Here is a 20404-nt window from a genome sequence, read left to right on the forward strand (position 1 = left end):
CGGCTACACCCTCCACCCCGCACTCCTCGACGCCGCCCTTCACCCCGCCGCCATGGCCGCCGGCGGTACCGGCGACCAGGCCCACCTCCCCTTCGCCTGGGAGGACGTCACCTTCCACGCCGCGCGGGCGACGGCGCTCCGCGTCGCCATCATCCCCACCGGCGACATCGGCGACCAAGCCACCGGCCTGACCCTCACCGCCACCGACCCGGCCGGGCAGCCCGTGGCCACCATCGGCACGCTCACGCTGCGTCCCGTCACCGGCGGCCTGCCGACCGCTCCCCCGCGACGCGATCACCTGTACGCGCTGTCCTGGCCGCCCCTGTCGCCGGCCGAGACGGTCACCGGCCGCACCGTCGCGGTCCTCGGTGAACGCGACCCCGAGTTCGCCGAAGAACTGCGCACGACGCTCGGCTATGACGACCTCGATGAGCTGGGTGAAGACGGCCCTCCGCCGGTCGTCCTCGTTCCGTGGTCCACCACCGCCGGCGAGGACGGTGAGGTGCTCGCACGCGCTCGCTCGGCCTCCCGGGACGCGCTGGAGCCGCTTCGGCGATACCTGTCCGACGACCGCTTCACCGGCAGCCACCTGGTTCTGCTGACCGCCGATGCCACCGCGGTCACGGAACGGGACGTGGTGGACCTCGCCGCGAGCGCCGTGTGGGGACTGGGCCGAAGCGTCCAGGCCGAGCACACCGGCCGCGTCACGCTCATCGACGTCGACCGGCAGACCGCGAGCCTCCAGCGGCTTCCCGCCGCGATCGGCACCGCGCTGGACGAGGACGAGCCCCAGCTCGCCGTCCGCGACGGCGGCATCCACGCCGCACGGCTGACCCGGGCGAACAGCACCGCGCCCCAGGACGACGCCCCGGAGGAGAGACCGCATTTCGATCCCGAGGGCACGGTGCTGGTCACCGGAGGCACCGAAACCCTCGGCGCGCTCGTCGCCGAACACCTCGTCGCCGGCCACGGGGTCACCCGCCTGATCCTGACCGTCCCCGAGCCGAACGCCCCCGATGCCGAGGACCTGCGGCACCGCCTGGAGGAACTGGGCGCCCACGCAACGATGACCGGCTGCGACACCGCCGATCCTGCCGAACTCGCCGAACTCCTCGCGGGAATCCCCGAGGCGCATCCCCTCACGGGGGTCGTCCACGCGGCAGGCGCCACCGCCGAGGAGGCAGGCGCCGTCCTCGCCCCCACGGCGGACGCCGCCTGGAACCTGCACCACCAGACCCGCGACCTCCCGCTGAGCGCCTTCATCCTGTTCTCCTCGGCCACCTCCATGCTCGGCTCTCCCGGGCAGGGCGCGCACGCCGCCGCCGGCCACTTCCTCGACGCCCTCGCCGTCCACCGGCACGCCGCGGGTCTCCCGGCCCGAACGATCGGGTGGGGTCCGTGGCAGCGGGAATCCGGTGAGATCGCCGCGCTGACGGCGGAGCGGGCGCTCCGGCTGTTCGACGCCGCCCTGGCGACGGCGCGTCCCCGTGTCCTGGCCGCCCCCATCCGGGTCGGTGCGCTGCCGGCACCCCCGCCCGCACTGTTCAGGGCGCTCGTGCCGAGCACGGCCGCCAGGCCCACCGCCGGGGGCGGGACCGCGCACGCGAACGCCTTGGCCCGGCACCTGTCCACGCTTGGTCCCGACGAGCAGCACCAGCACTTGCTGTCGCTTCTGCGCAGCAGCATCGCGACCGTGCTGGCGCACGCGACGCCGGACAGCGTCGACACCGACCGCCCCTTCAACGAGCTGGGCTTCGACTCGGCGATGTCGGTGGAGCTGCGGAACCGCCTGGGCATGACCACCGGCCGGCGGCTGCCCGCCACCCTCGTGTTCGACTACCCCACTCCCGACGCGCTCGCCCGTCATCTCAGGGACGTCCTGCTCGGCACGGAGACGTCCCTGCGGGTCGCGGCCGCCTCCGTCAGCACGGACGAGCCGATCGCCATCATCGGCATGGGATGCCGCTACCCCGACGGCATCCGGACACCGCAGCAGCTGTGGGAGCTGGTCGCCGGGGGCGCCGACGCCATCGGCGGGTTCCCGACGAACCGGGGCTGGCCGGTCGCCGACCTCTACCACCCCGACCCCGACCATCCCGGCACCACCTACGCCCGGGAAGGCGGCTTCCTGTACGACGCGGACCACTTCGACGCCGACTTCTTCAACATCAGCCCCCGCGAGGCCCAGGCCACCGACCCGCAGCAGCGGCTCCTCCTCGAAACCGCCTGGGAGACCATCGAGAACGCCGGTATCGCCCCCACCGCCCTCCACGGCACCCGCACCGGCATCTTCACCGGCATCTCGTCGCAGGACTACGGTTCGGGGCTCCCGCATCTGTCCAGCGAGTCCGAGGGCCACCTCGGCCCCGGGACGTCCGGCAGCGTCGCCTCGGGCCGGATCGCCTACACCTTCGGCCTGGAAGGGCCCGCGGTCACCATCGACACCGCCTGCTCCTCCTCCCTCGTCGCGCTCCACCTGGCCTGCCAAGCCCTCCGGCAGGGAGAGTGCGACATGGCCCTGGCCGGTGGGGCGAGCGTCATGTCCAGCCCCGGCGCGTTCGTGGTGTTCTCCCGGCAGCGCGTGCTCGCCCCCGACGGCCGCGCCAAGGCGTTCGCCGCGGCGGCCGACGGCACCGGATGGGCGGAGGGCGTCGGCCTGCTGCTGGTCGAGCGGTTGTCGGACGCGCGCCGCAACGGCCACCCGGTACTGGCGGTGGTGCGCGGATCGGCGGTCAACCAGGACGGCGCCAGCAACGGCCTCACCGCCCCCAACGGCCCCGCCCAGCAGCGGGTGATCAACCAGGCGCTCGCCACCGCCGGCCTGGACCCCGAGGACGTGGACGCGGTCGAGGCACACGGCACCGGCACGGCACTCGGCGACCCCATCGAGGCTCAGGCGCTCATCGCCACCTACGGGCAGCGGCGTCCCGGCGACCGGCCGCTCTGGCTGGGCTCGATCAAATCGAACATCGGGCACACCCAGGCCGCCGCCGGCGTCGCCGGAGTCATCAAGATGGTCCAGGCCATGCGGCACGGCGTCCTGCCCCGGACCCTGCACGTCGACGAGCCGACCCCGCACGTCGACTGGTCCGCCGGAGCGGTGCGGGTGCTCACCGAACCGGTGACCTGGCCCGAAACCGAGCGGCCGCGGCGTGCCGCGATCTCGTCCTTCGGGATGAGCGGAACCAACGCGCACACCATCATCGAGCACGCACCCGAGCCGGCCCCGGCACCCGGCGGCGGACCCGCGCAGGACGACACCGGTGACGGCCCCGCCGAGCGGCCCGTCCCCGAAACGGTCGTCCCCTGGACGATCTCCGCGAAGAGCGAGGCCGGGCTTGCCGCGCAGGCGGCGCGCCTGGCAGGACATCTCCAGGACGGGCCGGAGCCGGAACCGGCCGATGTCGCCTGGGCGCTGGCCACGACACGCGCGCACATGGATCACCGCGCCGTCGTGATCGGCACCCGCGACGAGTTCGAGGCCGGGCTGCGGGCGGTGGCCGAGCGGCAGCCGTCCATGCACGTGGTCCAGGGCCGGGCCGGGCACACCGGCAAGACGGTGTTCGTGTTCCCCGGCGAGGGATCCCAGTGGGCCGGGATGGGCGCCGGACTGCTGCGGGAGTCGGACGTGTTCCGGGACAGCATCCTGGCGTGCGACCAGGCGCTCTCGCCGCACATCGACTGGTCGGTGACCGACATACTGACGGGCGCGCCCGGCAGCCCGCCGCTGCACCGGGTCGACGTCGTCCAGCCGGTGCTGTTCGCCGTCATGGTCGCCCTGGCCGAGCTGTGGCGGTCGCTGGGCGTGGTGCCCGACGCCGTCGTGGGTCATTCCCGCGGCGAGGTGGCGGCCGCGCACGTCGCCGGTGCGCTCAGCCTCGACGAGGCCGCCGGGATCGTGGCGCTGCGGAGCCGGGCCCTGACGGCACTGGCGGGCACCGGGGCGATGGCGACGGTGTCGCTGCCGGCGGAGACGACCGGCGGGCATCTGCGCCGCTGGGGCGACGACCTGACCGTCGCCGCGGTCAACGGCCCCCGCGCGACCGTGGTCGCCGGCACCGGAAGCGCCGTCGAGGAGTTCCTGGCCTTCTGCCGGGAGAACCAGATCAACGCGGCCCCGGTCGACGTCGACTACGCCTCCCATTCCGCGCACATCGACACCATCGGCGACGAGTTGCGCGCCGCCGTCGCCGGCATCGACCCGCGGCCGACCCGCATTCCGTTCTACTCCACCGTCACCGGCGGGATCGTGGACGGCACGGACCTCGACAGCGGGTACTGGTTCGACAACATCCGCCGCCCCGTCCGGTTCGAGCAGGCCACCACCGCCCTGCTGGAGGACGGTCACGGCACCTTCATCGAGGTCAGCCCGCACCCGGTGCTGACCATCGGGATCCAGCAGACGCTCGACGTCGTGCCCCGGCCGGACTCCAGCGCCCCGGCGGTGGTGACCGGGACCGTCCAGCGCTCCGACGGCGGCTGGCGGCGCCTGCTGATCAACCTCGCCGAGCTGCACGCGCGGGGCGTCCGGGTCGACTGGCCGCGGGTGCTGCGGGCGCTGGGCACGGCACCGCCGACCCCGCCGCCGGCGTTGCCGACCTACGCCTTCCAGCGGGAGCGCTTCTGGCTGCGCGCCCCCGCCGGAGCGGCCGACGTCACGGCCGCGGGCCTGGAGAGGGGCGGCCATCCGCTGCTCGGCGCCTGCGTGACCCTCGCCGACGAGCAGACCACCGTGTTCACCGGGAGGCTCTCGCTCGACGCCCACCCGTGGCTGGCCGACCACGCCATCGCCCGCACCCCCGTCCTGCCCGGGACCGCCTACCTGGAGCTGGCCGTACACGCCGGCGACCACACCGGCACTCCCCACATCCAGGAACTCGCGCTCCACACCCCTCTCGTCCTGGACCCGGGCTCCCCCACCCGGATCCAGGTCACCGTGGAGGCCGCCGACGACAACGGCCACCGTCCGCTGGCCATCCACTCCCGCCTCGACGGCGGGGCCGACGTCACCGGCGAGCACACGTGGACGTGCCACGCCACCGGCGTCCTCGCCCCCTCCGGCGCGCCGCCGGAGACCCCGGACATGACCGCCTGGCCGCCGCCAGGTGGACGGCCGGTCCCGGTCGAGGACCTGTACCAGCGGTTCGACGAGCGGAACCTCAACTACGGGCCGCTGTTCCAGGGGGTGCGCAGAGCCTGGAGCAGCCCGGACGGCATGTTCGCCGAGATCGCGCTCCCCGACCCGGACGCCGCCACCGGTTACACCCTGCATCCGGCGCTGCTGGACGCCGCCATGCACCCCACCGCCCTGGCCGCCGACAGCACCACCCACGACCAGGACGGGCACCCCTACCTGCCGTTCACCTGGAACGGCGTCACCGTCCACGCCGCCGACGCCACCGCCCTGCGGGTCGCCATCACCTCCAGGAGCGGGGACAACGGCAACGGCAGCATCGCCATCACCGCCGCCGACCCCGGCGGGCGGCTGGTCGCCACCATCGACACCCTCACCCTGCGCCCGTTCACCAGCGACCTGACCGCCGGATCCGGCCCCGCCCCCCGCGATCAGCTGTTCACCCTGGACTGGCCGGCCTTGCCACCGGCCACCGCGCCCGAACCGGACGGCCCCTACGCCGTCCTCACCGAGCACGACCCCGAGCTGGCCCGGGAGCTGCAGTCCGCGCTCACCGCACCGACCCGCGCGTACACCGACCTGGTCGAACTCAGCGCGAGCGCGAACGGCAGCGGCCCGCCGCAGATCCTCCTCGTTCCCTGTCCCGCCACCGGCGACGGCGGAGACGACGACGAGGTCGTCGGGCATGCCCACGCCACCACCAAGCGCGTCCTGCGGCTGGTCCAGCAGTACCTGACCGACGACCGCTTCACCCAGAGCCACCTGGTCCTGCTGACCACCCGCAGCACCACGGCCGGCGGACGGGAGACGGTCGACCTGGCGCAGACGCCGCTGTGGGGGCTGGTCCGCAGCGTCCAGACCGAGCACCCAGACCGCATCACGATCATCGACCTCGACGGGCGGCCCGCCGGGCACCAGGCCCTCGGCTCCGCGATCGGCATCGCGCTGGAGCACCGCGAGCCGCAGCTGGCCATCCGCGGCACCACCGTGCACGCTCCGCGCATCACCCGCCTGCCCGCCGCCGGCGAGGCGGAGTCCGGCACCGGCCGCGGCACCGCGCCCGCCGCCCTCGACCCCGACGGCACCGTCCTGGTCACCGGCGGCACCGGGACCATCGGGCGGCTCATCACCGAGCACCTCGTCACCGGCCACGGCGTCACGCACCTCGTCGTGGCCAGCCGCAGCGGCCGCCGGGCCCCCGAGGCGCGGGAGCTGCGGCGCCGCCTCGAAGAACTGGGCGCCCAGGTGACCATCGCCGCCTGCGACACCGCCGACCCCCGCATGCTCGCCGACCTCCTGACGGCCGTCCCCGACGAGCACCCGCTGACCGCCGTCGTCCACGCTGCCGGGGTGATCGACGACGGGATCGTGACCGCTCTCACCCCCGACCGGATCGACACGGTCATGGCCCCCAAGGTGGACGCCGCCTGGAACCTGCACCGGCAGACCCGGCACCTCCCCCTTGCCGCCTTCGTGCTGTTCTCCTCCGCCGCCGCGACCTTCGGCCCGCCCGGCGCGGCCGGTTACGCCGCGGCCAACGTCTTCCTGGACGCCCTGGCGGCGCACCGGAGGGCCGAGGGGCTGCCGGCCCACTCCATCGGCTGGGGCTACTGGCAGGAGGTCACCGGCATGACCGCCCACCTCACCGACACCGACCGCAACCGCGTGGCCCGCAGCGGCATGGTCCCCATCACCAACGACCAGGGACTGGAGCTGTTCGACGCCGCGCTGGCCTCCCCCCGACCCCACCTGCTGGCGACCCCGATCAACCTCGCCAACCTGGCCGCCCCGGCCCCGCCGCTGTTCCGGGCGCTGGTGCCGGGCGGCGCCGTCCGGCGATCGGCGGCGGCCGGCACCAACGCGGCCCGGCTCGCCGACGAACTGGCGGGCCTCACCCCGGAGGAGCAGCACGAGCACCTGACCGGTCTCGTCCGCAGCAGCATCGCCGCCGTCCTGGCCCACGCCACCCCCGACGGCGTCGACACCGGCCGCCCGTTCAGCGAGCTGGGCTTCGACTCCCTCACCGCGATCGAGCTGCGCAACCGCCTCGCCACCGCCACCGGACAGCGCCTGCCGGCCACGCTCATCTTCGACTACCCCACGCCCGGCGAGCTGGCCCGGCATCTGCGGGCCCAGATCGCCCCGGCGGCCGTGTCCCCGGCGCAGCTGCTGCTCCAGCAGCTCGACAAGGTCGAGACCATCCTCGAAACGATCGCCGCGGAGGACGGCGCCGAGACCAGGGTCACCACACGGCTGCAGGCCCTGATGTCGCGCTGGAGCGACCTGCGGAAGGGCGCGGACCCGGCGGCGGTGACCAGCCGGATCGAGTCGGCGACCACCGACGAGATCTTCTCGTTCATCGACCAGGAGCTGGGCCGGAGCTCCTGAACCGGGAACGGCCGGGCGGCCCGGGGGTTCCCCGGGCCGCCCGGCCGTTCCTCGCGTCGGCCGCTCGGGCTACCTGAGCGCTCTGCCGGGCTCGTAGCCGACCGCGGACAGCTCCTCGGCGGTCAGCGGCGGATCCGCCAGCACCGGCAGCCGCGGGCCCCGCCTGATCGCGGACACGATCTCCGCGTCCTCGAACCGCGTGGCGGGCGCCGAGGTGGCGGTCACCGCGGACAGCGCGGCGTTCACCACCGGCTCCCGCAGCGCGATGCCCGTCACCAGCTCCGCGAACTGGCGGCGCATCGCCGCCTCATGGGTCAGGCGCGGGTCGGTGGTGGTCGCGTAGCAGTCCGGATAGTAGATGTCCTGGCTGGTCGCCAGGATCCACGGGTCATCGACGATCGCGCACATCGCTCGCTGGGCGGACCACGCCAGGCCCGGGCCGAGCCCGTCGCGGCGCAGTGCGGCGTCCAGCGCCGCGGCGCAGTGCGCCGCCGCGCACATCCCGTGGCCGTACACCGGGTTGAACGAGGCCAGCGCATCGCCGAGCACGACGAGGCCGTCGGGCCAGGAGGCGGCCCGCTCGTAGTGCGTGCGCCGGTTGGCCGTCGACCGGGTGCGGTACACCGGGGAGATCGGCTCCGCCAGGGCGAGGAGCTCGGCGATGATCGGATGGCGCAGGCTGCGGACGAACGCGTCGAACTCGCCCTCGTCGGTGGCGGGGCTGGCGCCGCGGGTCCCGGACAGGGTGACGATCCACCGGTCCCCCTCGATCGGCAGGAGCAGCCCGTTGCGGCCGGGCACCGGACGGCGGTAGTCGGCGTAGAGCGCGACGATCGGGAAGTCCCCCGCGCCGGCGGGGGCCCGGTAGATCCGGGTGGCGTAGCCGAGCCCGGTGTCGACGATCTCGTCCTCCACGGCGGGAACGGCGCCCGTCCCGGCCGTCCAGGACTTCAGCCGGGACCCGCGGCCGGTGGCGTCCACCACCAGGTCGGCGCCGAGCAGAGCCGTCGTGCCGTCGCCCCGGCGCCGCACCCGCACGCCGGTCACCCGGCCGGGCCCGCCGCACACCTCCACGACCTCGGCGTCGTCGAGCAGGGCGACCCCCGGCTCGGCGAGGGCCTGGTCCCGGATCACCCAGTCGATCAGGGCGCGGCTCGCGCCGATGATGTACTCCGTCGCGGGGAAGCGGTGCTGCCAGCCCAGCGCGGTGAGGGTCACCATCTGCTGCGGCACGCCCACATGGTGCGCGCCCGCGGCGAGCAGCCGGGCGGTCGTCTCGGGCAGCACCGAGTCCATCGCCCGCGCGCCGCCGGACCACAGGATGTGGGCGTGCCGCGCCTGGGGCAGCCCCTTGCGCAGCTCCGGCCCGCCGGGGAGCCGGTCTCGTTCCACGACGGTGACTCCGTCGAGGTGGCGTGCGAGGACGGCGGCCGCCAGCATTCCCGCCAGGCCGCCGCCCACGACCACGGCATGCGTCGAACCGGTCATCGGCAGAAGGGTTCCTTTCCGTGCGGGCGGCCGTCCGGGTGCGCCGTCTAGGACTCCGGCGTGCGGAGGGGCGGAGTGCCGGCGTCCCGGAGCGGCAGGTCCGGCGCGCCTGTGCGGCCGGCCAGTCTGCGCCACGCGCGGCGCCCGAACCAGGCCGCGCTCAGCGCGGCCCGCTGCGGGGTGTAGGCGCCCCGCATCCGCATGATGGATCGGGCCGTCCATATGCGGGCGTCCACATGGTGCGCCGGGGACCCGTGCACGTCGTCGTTCTCGACGAGGTGCAGGCGGCGCACATGGTCTTTCAGGAACCGCAGGTCGTCGCGCGGGATGATCTCGTCCCGCCGCGCGGCCATGTAGTGCACCGGGATCGTCAGCCCGGTGAGCTGTTCCGCCGTGAGCGCCCAGGCCGGCAGTTCCCCGGGGAGCCGGTCGGGGGCCGTGCCCATCAGGTGGGCGAGCGTGTCGACGGTGACGCGGGGCAGCCCGCGCTGCCACGCGCCGTCGGTGAAGAAGCGGTTGATCGGCGCGCCCGCGGACACCACCCCCCGGATCCGGCGGTCGTCCACCGCGCAGCGCAGCGCCAGGTGGCCGGCGAAGCTCGGCATGATCGCGTAGGTGCGGGCGGCGTCGACCCGGTCGCCGACCGCGTCCATGATCGCCGTCAGCATCCGCCGGCCGTCCGGGGTGTAGGGCAGCGTGTTCTCCCCGATGCCCGGCAGTTCGGCGACGACGGCGGCCAGCCCCGCCCGTTCGAGGTTCCGCAGCGTGTACGCCCACTGCTCCTTGATGCTGACGATGCCGCCCATCAGGATCAGCAGGGGCGGGCGGCGCTCACGGGACAGGCCGGTCGCGTAGCAGCGCACCAGGCCGTCGCCGACCGCGACGTCGAGGCGCTGGATGGCGGTGTCGTCCCGGCGGAAGCGGTCGAACACCTCCACGCACCTGCGCTGCGCCTCCTCCCGGGCGGCGCCGTCCGGGTAGGGGAAACGGGCCAGCATGTAGTACCGGCAGGCGTCGTAGAGGCGGCCCTGGCCGTACAGCAGGTCGCCTTCGGCGACCCAGGCGCGCACCCACGATCCCGGGGCGTCGCCGTCGTCGTTGCGGATGCGGCCCAGCAGTTCCCGCAGCCGCTCGGGCGGGATGCTCTGGGCACGGGCGTGCGCGATGATGTACCGCTTGAGCTCGCCGACGTCGTTCATCGTGCCCCCTTCCCGGGGAGCGGGCGTTCCCGGGCGGCGGCGCCGCCGTCCGCGGGAGCGGCGAAGCCCTCCAGGGCGTCCTTGATCTCGGTGAGGACGTCGGCCGCGTGCGCCCCGTCGATGACCCGGTGGTCGAACGCCAGGTTGAGCTGCATCACGGGCGCGGAGGCGAGCGCCCCGTCCCGGACGACCGGGCGCTCGGCCGTCTGCCCGACGCCCAGGGTGATGGTGGTCCCGCCGAAGGAGTGGAAGCCGTTGACGGGACGGTGCGCCAGCGAGGTGAGGGCGAAGGTGCCCATCGTCCGGGGGCGGCGCCGGAGGCTGGACACGGCGGAGCTGTTCGCCCAGGACCGCAGCGGCCACGGCATGCGCTGCATCTTGCGCAGCCCCGCGAACTCGGGCATGCGGTCGGGGTCGCCGCGGCGCCAGTACTCCAGCTCCTCCTGGATCTGCTCCAGGCTCGACCGGTGCACCCCGGTGAGCAGCGCCGCGAGGACGACCCGCTGCCCGTTGAGCCGCTTGTCCAACGCGACCTTGGCGTTGACCGTGGGGTAGCGGGCGATCCGCGGCCGGCCGCGGCCCCTGATCGCCGCGTTGGCGTCCGGGTGGCGGGCCAGCACCCGCCCGGCGGCGTGCAGGACGTAGACGACCGTCGAACAGCGGCGGCCCGCCTGCTCGGCGGCGCGGCGGTGGGCCGCGACGGCGCTCATGTCCACCTCGGTGTCGAGGAAGACCGGCGCGGCCCCCTTGGCCCAGGACAGGAAGGTCAGCGTGTGCCGGCGTTCGGCCGGGACGGGCACGCTCCCCGGCTCCCCGCCGGTCCGGCCGGGCCGCCCCGCGGTCACGTCCGCTCCAGCGCGAACCCGCTCTTGATCCACTTGCTGGACTCGATCGCGACGCCCACCGCCCGGTCACCGGGGCCCATCGCCGCCAGGGCTCGTTCGAGCTGGAAGAACACCAGGCCGTTGCCGCAGTTCCCGATCTCGTGGACGCGGGTGATCTGCCGCGCGTGCGGGACCGCCAGGCGTTCCCCGATCAGGGTGCTCATGCGGCCGGACAGCTGCGGCGGCAGCAGGTACCCCAGGTCGGCCTCGCTCCAGTCCAGGTTCTCGAGCAGTTCCTTGAGCACCTCGACGGCCATGACCGGAACGCGCTCCTCGATCGCCTTGTAGTCCTCGGTGGCGGCCGGCCGGTCGAACGTGCGGTTCGCGCCGAACCAGGCCAGGGTCTGCCCCGGCTCGCGGCCCAGCCCGACCAGGCGGGTGAACAGGCCGCGCAGCAGGGCCGCGCCGGGCTCCGGTTCCCTGCGGAGCACGACGGCGCCGGCGCCGTCCCCGAAGAGCACCAGGTTCACCAGCTCGGCCGGGGGCAGCCTGCTGAAGTCGGCGTCGGGCACGACGTGCTTGGCGCACACGTCGCCGCCGAGCACCAGGGCCGTGCGGTACTCGCCCGTCGACAGGAGCTGGCTCGCGACGTGCATCGCCTGCACCGCCCCCGAGCAGCCCGACTGGAGCTGGAAGCTGGGGACGCCGTCGATGCCGAGCCGGTCGGCGATCTGGTTGACGGTCGCCGGCATCAGCAGGTCCGGGGTGGCGGTGCCCATGACCACCAGGTCGACGTCCCCCGGTTCGAGACCCGCCGACTCCAGCGCCTTCCGTCCCGCCTCCTCCCCCAGGTCCGCCAGCGTGGCGCGGGCCTCCCCGGTCTCCAGGTCGATGGCCAGGTGGCGGCTGGTCGTCCCGATGAACGTGTTGACCCAGTGCTCCCAGGGCGTGCCGAAGCCGAACCGCTTCGCCAGCGCGGCCGTTCCGATCGCGTCCCCCGGGAGTCCCGTGCCCGCCGACACGATGCCGATATCCGAGCGGTACATGGCTGTCCCTTCCCTCGTGGCGGCGCCGCCTCCCATGATCGGCACCCGCGCTAAAGCCCCGCTTATGCCGTGCTTCCGTGCTCCGCCTTCCGGGCGAGGGTGATGCCGTCCGCCATCGGGAGCAGGCACACCTCGACGCGCTCGTCCCGGTGCAGCATCGTGTTGAGTTCCCGGACGGCCCGGGTGTCGGCGTCCGCCGGGTCCGGGTCCAGGACGCGGCCGAGGAACAGCGTGTTGTCGAACACGATCAGGCCGCCGGGCCGGAGCAGCGGCAGGACGGCCTCGTAGTAGCGGGGGTACCCGGCCTTGTCGGCGTCGACGAACACCAGGTCGACCGAGCCGGCGCCGATGTCGTCCGGCAGCCCGCCCAGGGTGGCGGCGGCGTCGCCGAGCCGGAAGTCGATCTTCTCGGCGACGCCGGCCCGCGCCCAGTGCTCGGCCGCGACCGCGCTCCACCGGTCGCTGATGTCGCAGGTGATGAGGCGGCCGCCGGGCGGCAGGGCGCGCGCCATGCACAGGCCGCTGTAGCCGGTGAACGTCCCGATCTCCAGCACGAGCCGGGCGCCGGTCAGCCGGACCAGCATCGCCAGCAGCCGCGCCTCCTCCGGGACGACCTGCATCGTCGTCCCGCCGAGCATGCCCGCGGTCACCCGGCGCAGGTCGCGCAGGACCTCGTCGTCGTCCAGCGAGACGCCCCTGGCGTAGTCGAGCAGTTCGGGGGTCACCTCCAGGTAGCCGGCCATGTCAGACCACGGTCCCGCACAGGTCGGGCGCGACGAGCCGCATGGTGGTCGGCTCCCGCTGCGCCGCGGGCTCCAGGTGCAGCCGGGTGGTGCCCTCGCCACCGGAGGGCTCGGGCAGGGCGTCCCGGCACCCGCAGGGCGCGTCGTCGAAACCGGCGAACCGGTAGGTGACCTCCATGATGCGGTTGCGCTCGGTGGGGCGGAAATCGGCGAGCAGATGGACGCCGGCCTTGGCCGCCTGCCCGATCAGCCAGCGCAGGACCACCGAGCCGACCCCGAACGACACCACGCGGCAGGAGGTGGCGAGCAGTTTCAGGTTCCACACCGACGGGTGCCGCTCCAGCAGCATCACGCCGACCGCGCCGTGCGGGCCGAACCGGTCGGTCAGCGTCGCCACCAGGACCTCGTGGCCCGGATCGGCGAGCAGGCCGCGCAGCGCGGCGTCGGAGTAGTGCACGCCCGTGGCGTTCATCTGGCTGGTGCGCAGCGTCAGCTCCTCGACCCGGGAGAGCCGCTCCCCATCCGCCCGCGCGACGGCCAGCTCCATGTCCAGGGACCGCAGGAACTCCTCGTCCGGCCCGGTGAACCCGGCGCGGTCCGCGTCGCGGGCCAGTCCCGCCTGGTACATCTCGCGGCGCCGCCGGGCGTCGACCGTCACGACCGCGGGGCTGAACTCGGGCAGGGCGGGCAGCTCGGCCGCCCGCTCGGCGGGGTAGCAGCGCACCCGCGGCAGGTGGAACGCGACCTCGGCGCGCTCCGCGGGCTGGTCGTCGATGAACGCGATGGTGTGCTCGGCAAAGTTCAGCCGCTCGGCGATCTCCCGCACCGCGTCCGACTTCGGGCCCCAGCCGATCCGGGCGTGCACGAAGTACTCCGCGACGCCGAGCCGTTCCAGGCGCCGCCAGGCCAGGTCGGGGTCGTTCTTGCTGGCCACCGACTGCAGGATGCCCCGGGAGTCGAGTTCGGCGAGCACCCCGCGGACGGCGTCGCTGAGCCGTACCTCCCCGTCCTCCAGCAGGATGCCGGACCACAGCGTGTCGTCCAGGTCCCACACCAGGCACTTGACCGTCGCCGGTAAGTCCTCGGGCGGTCCGGCCGAGGGGTCGTCCCGCACGCTTCGGGCCTCCATGGTCGCCTTCCTCTCGGTGGTCGTCCGGTCATCTCGGCGTCGTCCGGTCATCGCGGTACGGTCAGCGCGTGCCGCGCCAGGATCAGCCGGCAGATCTCGCTGCTGCCCTCGATGATCTCCATGAGCTTGGCGTCCCGGTACGCGCGCGCCGCGGCCCGCCCGTCCCGCGCCCCGGCCGAGCCCAGCACCTGCACCGCCGCGGACGCGCCCCGGACGGCGTTGACGGCGCCGACGTGCTTGGCCAGCACCGCCGCGGTGGGCGTCTCCGGAAGGCCCGCGTCCCAGCACCGGCTGGCGTGCTCGCAGGTGCGCGTGGCGACCTGCTCCCCGACCAGGATCTCGGCGAGATGCCGGGCGACGAGCTGGTGGTCGGCGAGCGGCCTGCCGAACTGGACCCGGGAGCGGGCGTGGCCGGTCGCCTCGTCCAGGCAGGCGCGCAGGATCCCGACGCATCCCCAGGCCACCGACAGCCGGCCGTAGGTCAGCGGCGGGGTCACCAGCAGCTCCACGGACCCGGCGGTGCGCTCCAGCACGCTGTCCGCGGGCAGCCGCACGGAGTCCAGGTGCACGTCTGCGTGCCCGGCCGCGCGGCAGCCCAGCGGGTCGGGCACCCGCTCCACCCGCACGCCCGGCGCGGACGCCGGCACCAGGACCGCGGCGGCGCCGTCCCCGAGCCGCCCGAACACCACCAGCAGGTCGGCGTAGGCGGCGCCGGTGATCCAGACCTTGCGGCCGTCGACGACGACCTCGTCGCCCTCGGCCCGGATCCGGGTGTCGATCGCCGACAGGTCGCTGCCGGCGCCCGGTTCGCTGAACGCCACGGCCGCGAGCCGGCCGCCCGCCAGCTCGGGCAGGTGCGCCTCCCGCTGCGCGGCTCCGCCCAGCTTCTCGATGGTCCACGCGGCCATGCCCTGCGAGGTCATCACGCTGCGCAGGGAACTGCACAGCCTGCCGACGCCCGCGGTGAACGCACCGCCGTCCGCGGCGGTCAGCCCCGGCCCGCCGTACCGGGCGGGCACCTGGGCGCACAGCATCCCCCGCCCGGCGAGTTCGCGCACCAGCGCGACCGGCAGCCGGCCCCGCCGGTCCCACTCCTCCGCCTGGTCGCCGACCAGCTCGGCGACCAGCGCGGTCATCGCGCCGGGCGCGCCGCGGGCGGCGGTATCAGTGATCACCCGGGGCTCCCGGGCCGGTGGCCACCAGCCGCTCCACCAGCGCCACCATGGCGCGGACCGTCCGGAAGTTCTCCATCATCAGGTCCGGCCCCGCGATGACGATCCCGTAGGTGTTCTCCATGTAGGTCACCAGTTCCATCACGAACAGCGACGAGACCCCGGCCGCGGCGAGATCGTCGTCCGGCCCGATCGGGTTCTTGGTGCGCACCTCCAGGAAGGTGCGCAGGTCCTCCTCGATGTCCGGCGGAGCCGCCGCACGGCTCTGCGCCCGGTCAGGCGACGTGGTCACGGTCGTGCCTCCAGATAGTCGTAGAACCCGCGCCCGCTCTTACGGCCGAGGTCACCGTCGCGCACCTTGTCCAGCAGGAGATCGCAGGGCCGGCAGCCGTCGTCGCCGGTGCGCTCGTGCAGCACCCGCAGCGAGTCGACGAGGTTGTCCAGCCCGATCAGGTCCGCGGTGCGCAGCGGGCCGGTGCGGTGCCCGAGGCAGTCCTGCAGGAGGGTGTCGACGTCCTCGGCGGACGCCCGGCCCTCCGCCACGATCCGCGCCGCGTCGTTGATCATCCGGTGCAGGATGCGGCTGGTCACGAACCCGGGCCCGTCGCCGACCACCACGGCCCGGCGGCCGAGGCCGGCGAGCAGCCCGCGCACCGCGGCCATCGCCGCGGGCGAGGTGCGCGGCCCCTGGACGGCCTCCACCGTCGCGATCAGGTAGGGCGGGTTCATGAAGTGGACGCCGACCAGGTCCTCCGGGCGGCTCATGCCCCGGGCCAGCTCGTCGATCGGGATCGAGGAGGTGTTGGACACCAGCGGCGTGCCCGGGGCCGTCGCCGCCGCCGCGTCCGACAGGGCCTTGGCCTTGGCGGCGGTCTCCTCGGTGACGGCCTCGATCACGGCGGCCGCCCCGGCCATCGCGTCCGGCCCGGTGCTCGTCACCAGCTCGCCGTCCGTGCCCTCCCGCGGCAGCGCGCCCATGAGGCGGCCCAGCCGCAGGTGCCGGGAGACCTCGGCGCGGGCCTGGTCGAGCTTCGACTCGTCGGTGTCGACGAGCACGACGCGCCGCCGGTGCCCGAGGAACAGCGCCGTGATGCCCACGCCCATGACTCCCGCGCCGAGGACGGCCAGCGGCCGGGTCTTCTGGTTCTGCGTCACCGGAACTCCGTAGCTCGTCGTGTCCATTACTCCGCGGGTGCTCCGAACCAGGCGGCCAGTGCCGGCCGGAGCCCGTCCCCGGCGGACGCGGTCTCCCCCGCCCACGCGATGTGGCCGTCGGGGCGCACCAGGACCGCGGACGCCGGGATCTCCGGCGCCGGCTCGGCGGCGACGACGTCCACCCGGTCCTTCCATCCGGTGACGTCCGGCGGCTCCGCGCCACCGGACAGGTCCAGCAGGACGCCGCGGGCGGCGTGCAGCGTCTCGGCCACGGAGACCTCGCCGCCGGCCGTGCCGAGCCGGACCAGGGGCACCCGGCGGCCCAGCAGCCCGTCGTCCCGGCCCGTCGGGTGGCGGGCGTCGGTGGCCGCGCGGACCAGGTGCCGGTTCACCACCTCGTGGTCGAGCAGCTCGCCGAACACCTCGCGCAGCGCGCTCGGGCCGTCGGCGGTGTCTAGCAGCGCCATCTGCGCCCGCCCGTACACGCAGGCGCGGCGCCCATAGGGACGGCGTTCGGCCTCGTAGGAGTCCAGCAGCCCGGCGGGCGCCCGGCCCTGCACGTCCGCGGCCAGCTTCCAGCCGAGGTTCACCGCGTCCTGCAGCCCGATCGTCACCGCGTGCCCGGCGGGATGGAACTGGAAGTGCGCGGCGTCCCCGGCCAGGAAGACCCGGCCGTCGCGGTAGTGGTCGGCGAGGATCGTGACGTTGCCGTGGCGGTGCAGCCACATCGGCTCCTCGACCGTCGGCCGCTCGCCGGTGATCCGCTCGATGCTCGCCCTGACCTCCTCCAGCGTGACCGGCCGGTCCGCGGGCGGCGCCTCGACGCCGATCTCGATGGTCATCAGGCGGAACATGGTGGACGCGTCGCCGAACTGGCCGAACATGCCGTTCTCGTGGAAGGACCCCGCGCCGACCGGCCCCGCGTACCTCCCGACGTCGGCGAGGAGCCCGTACCAGGACGGCCCGCTCCTGGTCACCGCGAACCCGGCGAGCTCGCGCACCGCGCTGTCCTCGCCGTCGCAGCCGACCAGGTAGCGGCACCGGATCTCCTCCTCGCCGAGGGGCGAGCGGACCCGGGCGGTGACGCCGTCCTCGTCCTGGCTCAGCCCGACCAGTTCGTGCCGGCGCAGGATCTGCACGCCGCGCGCGGCGGCGTGGTCGCTGAGCACCCGCTGGATGTGGTTCTGCAGCAGGACGACGGAGTGGTCGGTCTCGGCCAGCTCCGACATGTCCAGCCAGAAGCTGGCGAAGTGGAGCCGGTCCCAGACCAGGGGCTCACCGTGCTCGCGGCGGAGCGGCTCCATCAGGCCGCGCTGCTCCAGCAGCTCGACCGAGCGGGCATGGATCAGGCCCGAGACCGTCCTGTCGTCGATCTCGGGACGGCGCTCGATGACGACGGTGCGCACCCCGGCCAGGGCCAGCTCGTGAGCGAGCATCAGGCCGACCGGGCCCGCGCCGACGATGACAACGGAATCGCTCATGACACCTCGTTCGTTGGGGACGCGTGCGCCGCTGGGAAGTCCGGCGGTGGTGGGAAGCCGGGCGGTGGAGAGTCCGGCGGTGGGGAGTCCGGCGGGTCGCCGGGCTCGGGGGCGGGCCCGTCCTGCGCGGCGAACTCGCCGTTCAGGAACCGGGCCATCGCCGACGGCGTGGCGTTCTCGAAGACCGCCACCGGGGAGATCTGCAGGCCGGTGGCCTCGGCCAGGCGGGTGCTCAGCTCCAGCGCGGTGAAGGACGACAGCCCCAGGTCCAGCAGGTTGTCGTCGGGCTTGACCTCCTCCGCCGCCCGGAATCCGAGGACGGTCGCGGCACGCCGGTGGACCAGGTCCAGCAGCAGCCGCTCCCGTTCCGCCTCCGGCGCGCCGGCCAGGCGGCGCCGCAGTCCGGCCGCCCGGCCGGCCGCCGCGCCGCCGTCGCCGGCCGGTCCCGCGATGCGCCGGACCTCGGGGATCTCGTGGAAGAGGCGGCGCGGGGGCGCACCGTCCCGGCGCGACAGGGCGCGCTCCCAGTCGATGTCGGCGACCAGCAGCGGGAAGCCGCCGCCCGCCGCCTGCCGCAGCGCGGCCACCGCCTGGCCCGGGGGCAGCGCACGCATTCCCCACTCCCGCAGGCACTGGGCCGCCGTCTCGGGCGCGGCGGACAGTTCGGGATCACCGGTGTCGTCGGTGGGGCCGACGGCGATCGAGGCGACGGTGTGGCCGGCGGCCTGCAAGCGGGCGGCGAAGGCGTCCAGGTAGGCGTGCCCGGGAGCCTGGTCTCCCAGCCCCGCCCCGCCGAGCGCACCGGCGGCCGAGGTGACGAACAGGAACATCGGCGGCTCCGCGGCGTCCGCGAAGCCGGACAGCGTCGCCGCGGCCTCCTGGACCGCGGCGATCTCCCGGTCCAGCGCCGCGATGCCGGCGGGTCCGGCGTGCCCGGCGTCCAGGTCCGCGACGTGGACGACCGCCGCGACGCGCTCCCCGCTCAGTTCCGCTCCGGATTCGGCGATCTCCGCGTGGACGCCCAGCGCCGCCAGCTCGGTCAGGAGACCGCGGGCTCCGGCGGCCTGGGCGGCGGCCGGGCCGGTGAAGACCACGCGCTCCGCCCCGTCGCCTGCCAGCCACCGGGCGGTGCGGGCCGCCAGCGCCGTGCCGGCTCCGGTGAACACCACCGGCCCCGGCGGCACCGGGTTCCCTTCGGGCGGCTGCCCGCCGAGGGGCGCGCGGGCCAGCCGCGCCGCGTACGCGACCGGTCCGCGGACGGCGACCTGATCCGCGGCGCCGCCCGCCAGGACGAGCCCGAGGCGGGCCCGCGCGGCATCGTCCAGGTGCTCGGGAAGGTCGACGAGCCCGACCGGTCCCGACGTGCGTTCGTCGGCCGCGACCTGGCCGTAGCCCCACACGAGGGCCTGGAGTGGATCGGGGCCGGGGTCGGAGCCGTCCGCCCGGACCGCGCCGCGGGTCGCGATCCACACCGGCGCGTCCAGCCCGGCCTCCTCCAGCGCGCCCACCAGCGCCACCGTCAGCGCCAGCCCCGCCGGGACCGCCGACGTGCCCGGCTGGATCTCACGGTCCAGAGCCAGCAGGGACAGCACACCGGCGACCGCGGTGTCCAGAGATGCCCCGCGCAGGAGGTGGGAGAAGGTGTCGGTGTCCCCCGCTTCGACCGGGACCAGCCGCGCGGTCGCACCCGCTTCGCCGAGCATCCCGACGACCCCCGCCACCGAGGGTGCGTCGGCCAGGTCCGCGGGGACGGGCACCAGCCAGGTACCGGACAGGCCCGGGGACAGCGCTTCCGGCAGCGGCGTCCACCGGATCCGGTACTGGCACCTGCGCCGCCGCCGCCACACCGACAGCGGGGACAGGACGTCGCGCATGGCCTGCCGCTGCTCATCGTCCAGGTCGAGAGCGGCCGCCACCGACGCCAGGTCGCCGCTCTCCACCGCGTCCCAGAACCCGGCGTCCTCCCCGCCGCCGGCCTCTCCACCGCCGGCCTCCTGCTCCCCGGGGTGCAGCCAGTAGTGGCGCCCCTGGAATGCGTACGTGGGAAGCTCTACCGGCCGGTCGGGCCGCGCGACGCCGACCGCGTCCAGTACGGCCTGCCAGTCCACCGTCCCCCCGCCGACGTGCACCTGGCCCACCGCGGCGAGCAGCGCCGGCAGCTCGTCCCGGTCGCCGCGCAGCGTGGCCGCGAACGCCGCCGGAGCACCCGTGTCGTCGTCCCCTTCCAGGCAGCCGTACGCCAGGGGGGCCAGCACCGTGTCGGGGCCGACCTCCAGGAAGATCGCCGTCCCCTCGCGCCGCAGGGTCCGCACCCCGTCGTAGAACCGGACCGGTTGCCGGGCCTGGTCCACCCAGTACTGCGGGGAGGTCATCAGCTCTGGTTCGCCCAGCTCACCGGTCACGTTGGACACGACCGGTATCCGCGGCGGGTGGTACTCCAGTGCCCGGGCCGCCTTGCCGAGCTCCTCGGCGATCGCGTCTATGTGGTGGGAGTGGAAGGCGCGGCTCACCTGCAGGACGCTGGTCCTGACCCCCCAGATCCGCCAGAAGTCCACGATCTCGTTGACGGGTTGGGTGTCGCCGGAGATGACGGTGGAGGTGGGGGTGTTGTGTGCGGCGATGTGGGTGTGGGGTCCGAGGTGGGG

General features: G+C 74.6%; 12 protein-coding genes. 1 reads left to right on the top strand and 11 read right to left on the bottom strand.

Annotated elements, in window-relative coordinates; translation table 11 throughout:
* Window positions 1-7522 (top strand): type I polyketide synthase (locus E1289_RS27395; RefSeq protein ID WP_131985153.1); only part of this gene is annotated, 7522 nt, incomplete at its 5' end.
* A gap of 69 nt (window positions 7523-7591) precedes the next feature.
* Here E1289_RS27395 and E1289_RS27400 read toward each other — a convergent pair.
* The 11 genes from E1289_RS27400 to E1289_RS27450 all read right to left on the bottom strand — a co-directional run.
* The gene (locus E1289_RS27400; RefSeq protein WP_131985155.1) at window positions 7592-9010 is read right to left on the bottom strand and encodes an FAD-dependent oxidoreductase; all 1419 of its coding nucleotides are present in this window, start codon (window positions 9008-9010) and stop codon (window positions 7592-7594) included.
* Between the two features lie 47 nt (window positions 9011-9057).
* Window positions 9058-10209: an alpha/beta hydrolase gene (locus tag E1289_RS27405; protein ID WP_131985157.1), complete on the bottom strand. Its 1152-nt coding sequence runs from the start codon at window positions 10207-10209 to the stop codon at window positions 9058-9060.
* Window positions 10206-11054 carry a 2-oxo acid dehydrogenase subunit E2 gene (locus E1289_RS27410; protein WP_131985159.1) on the bottom strand — a complete coding sequence of 283 codons (849 nt, stop codon included), beginning with the start codon at window positions 11052-11054 and terminating at the stop codon, window positions 10206-10208. Before E1289_RS27410 ends, E1289_RS27405 begins: the two co-directional genes overlap by 4 nt.
* Window positions 11051-12079 (bottom strand): 3-oxoacyl-ACP synthase III family protein, encoded by a 1029-nt coding sequence (locus E1289_RS27415; protein WP_131985161.1) that lies wholly within the window; start codon window positions 12077-12079, stop codon window positions 11051-11053. The genes E1289_RS27410 and E1289_RS27415 overlap by 4 nt, the downstream gene beginning before the upstream one ends.
* A 62-nt stretch (window positions 12080-12141) precedes the next feature.
* Complete coding sequence (locus E1289_RS27420) at window positions 12142-12822, bottom strand: class I SAM-dependent methyltransferase (protein WP_131985163.1); 681 nt, start codon at window positions 12820-12822, stop codon at window positions 12142-12144.
* Window position 12823: 1 nt separating this feature from the next.
* Window positions 12824-13951 carry an HAD-IIIC family phosphatase gene (locus tag E1289_RS27425; protein ID WP_131985165.1) on the bottom strand — a complete coding sequence of 376 codons (1128 nt, stop codon included), beginning with the start codon at window positions 13949-13951 and terminating at the stop codon, window positions 12824-12826.
* Window positions 13952-13998: 47 nt separating this feature from the next.
* On the bottom strand, window positions 13999-15126 hold the full coding sequence (locus E1289_RS27430; RefSeq protein ID WP_243713187.1) for an acyl-CoA dehydrogenase family protein: 1128 nt from the start codon (window positions 15124-15126) through the stop codon (window positions 13999-14001).
* Window positions 15116-15415: an acyl carrier protein gene (locus E1289_RS27435; RefSeq protein WP_131985167.1), complete on the bottom strand. Its 300-nt coding sequence runs from the start codon at window positions 15413-15415 to the stop codon at window positions 15116-15118. The genes E1289_RS27430 and E1289_RS27435 overlap by 11 nt, the downstream gene beginning before the upstream one ends.
* Complete coding sequence (locus E1289_RS27440) at window positions 15412-16278, bottom strand: 3-hydroxyacyl-CoA dehydrogenase family protein (RefSeq protein ID WP_243713188.1); 867 nt, start codon at window positions 16276-16278, stop codon at window positions 15412-15414. The genes E1289_RS27435 and E1289_RS27440 overlap by 4 nt, the downstream gene beginning before the upstream one ends.
* Before the next feature lie 26 nt (window positions 16279-16304).
* Window positions 16305-17759: an FAD-dependent oxidoreductase gene (locus E1289_RS27445; protein WP_131985172.1), complete on the bottom strand. Its 1455-nt coding sequence runs from the start codon at window positions 17757-17759 to the stop codon at window positions 16305-16307.
* Window positions 17756-20404 (bottom strand): acyltransferase domain-containing protein (locus E1289_RS27450; RefSeq protein WP_131985174.1); only part of this gene is annotated, 2649 nt, incomplete at its 5' end. The genes E1289_RS27450 and E1289_RS27445, both read right to left, overlap by 4 nt.

Source organism: Actinomadura sp. 6K520 (assembly GCF_004349245.1).
Taxonomy (GTDB): Bacteria; Actinomycetota; Actinomycetes; order Streptosporangiales; family Streptosporangiaceae; genus Spirillospora.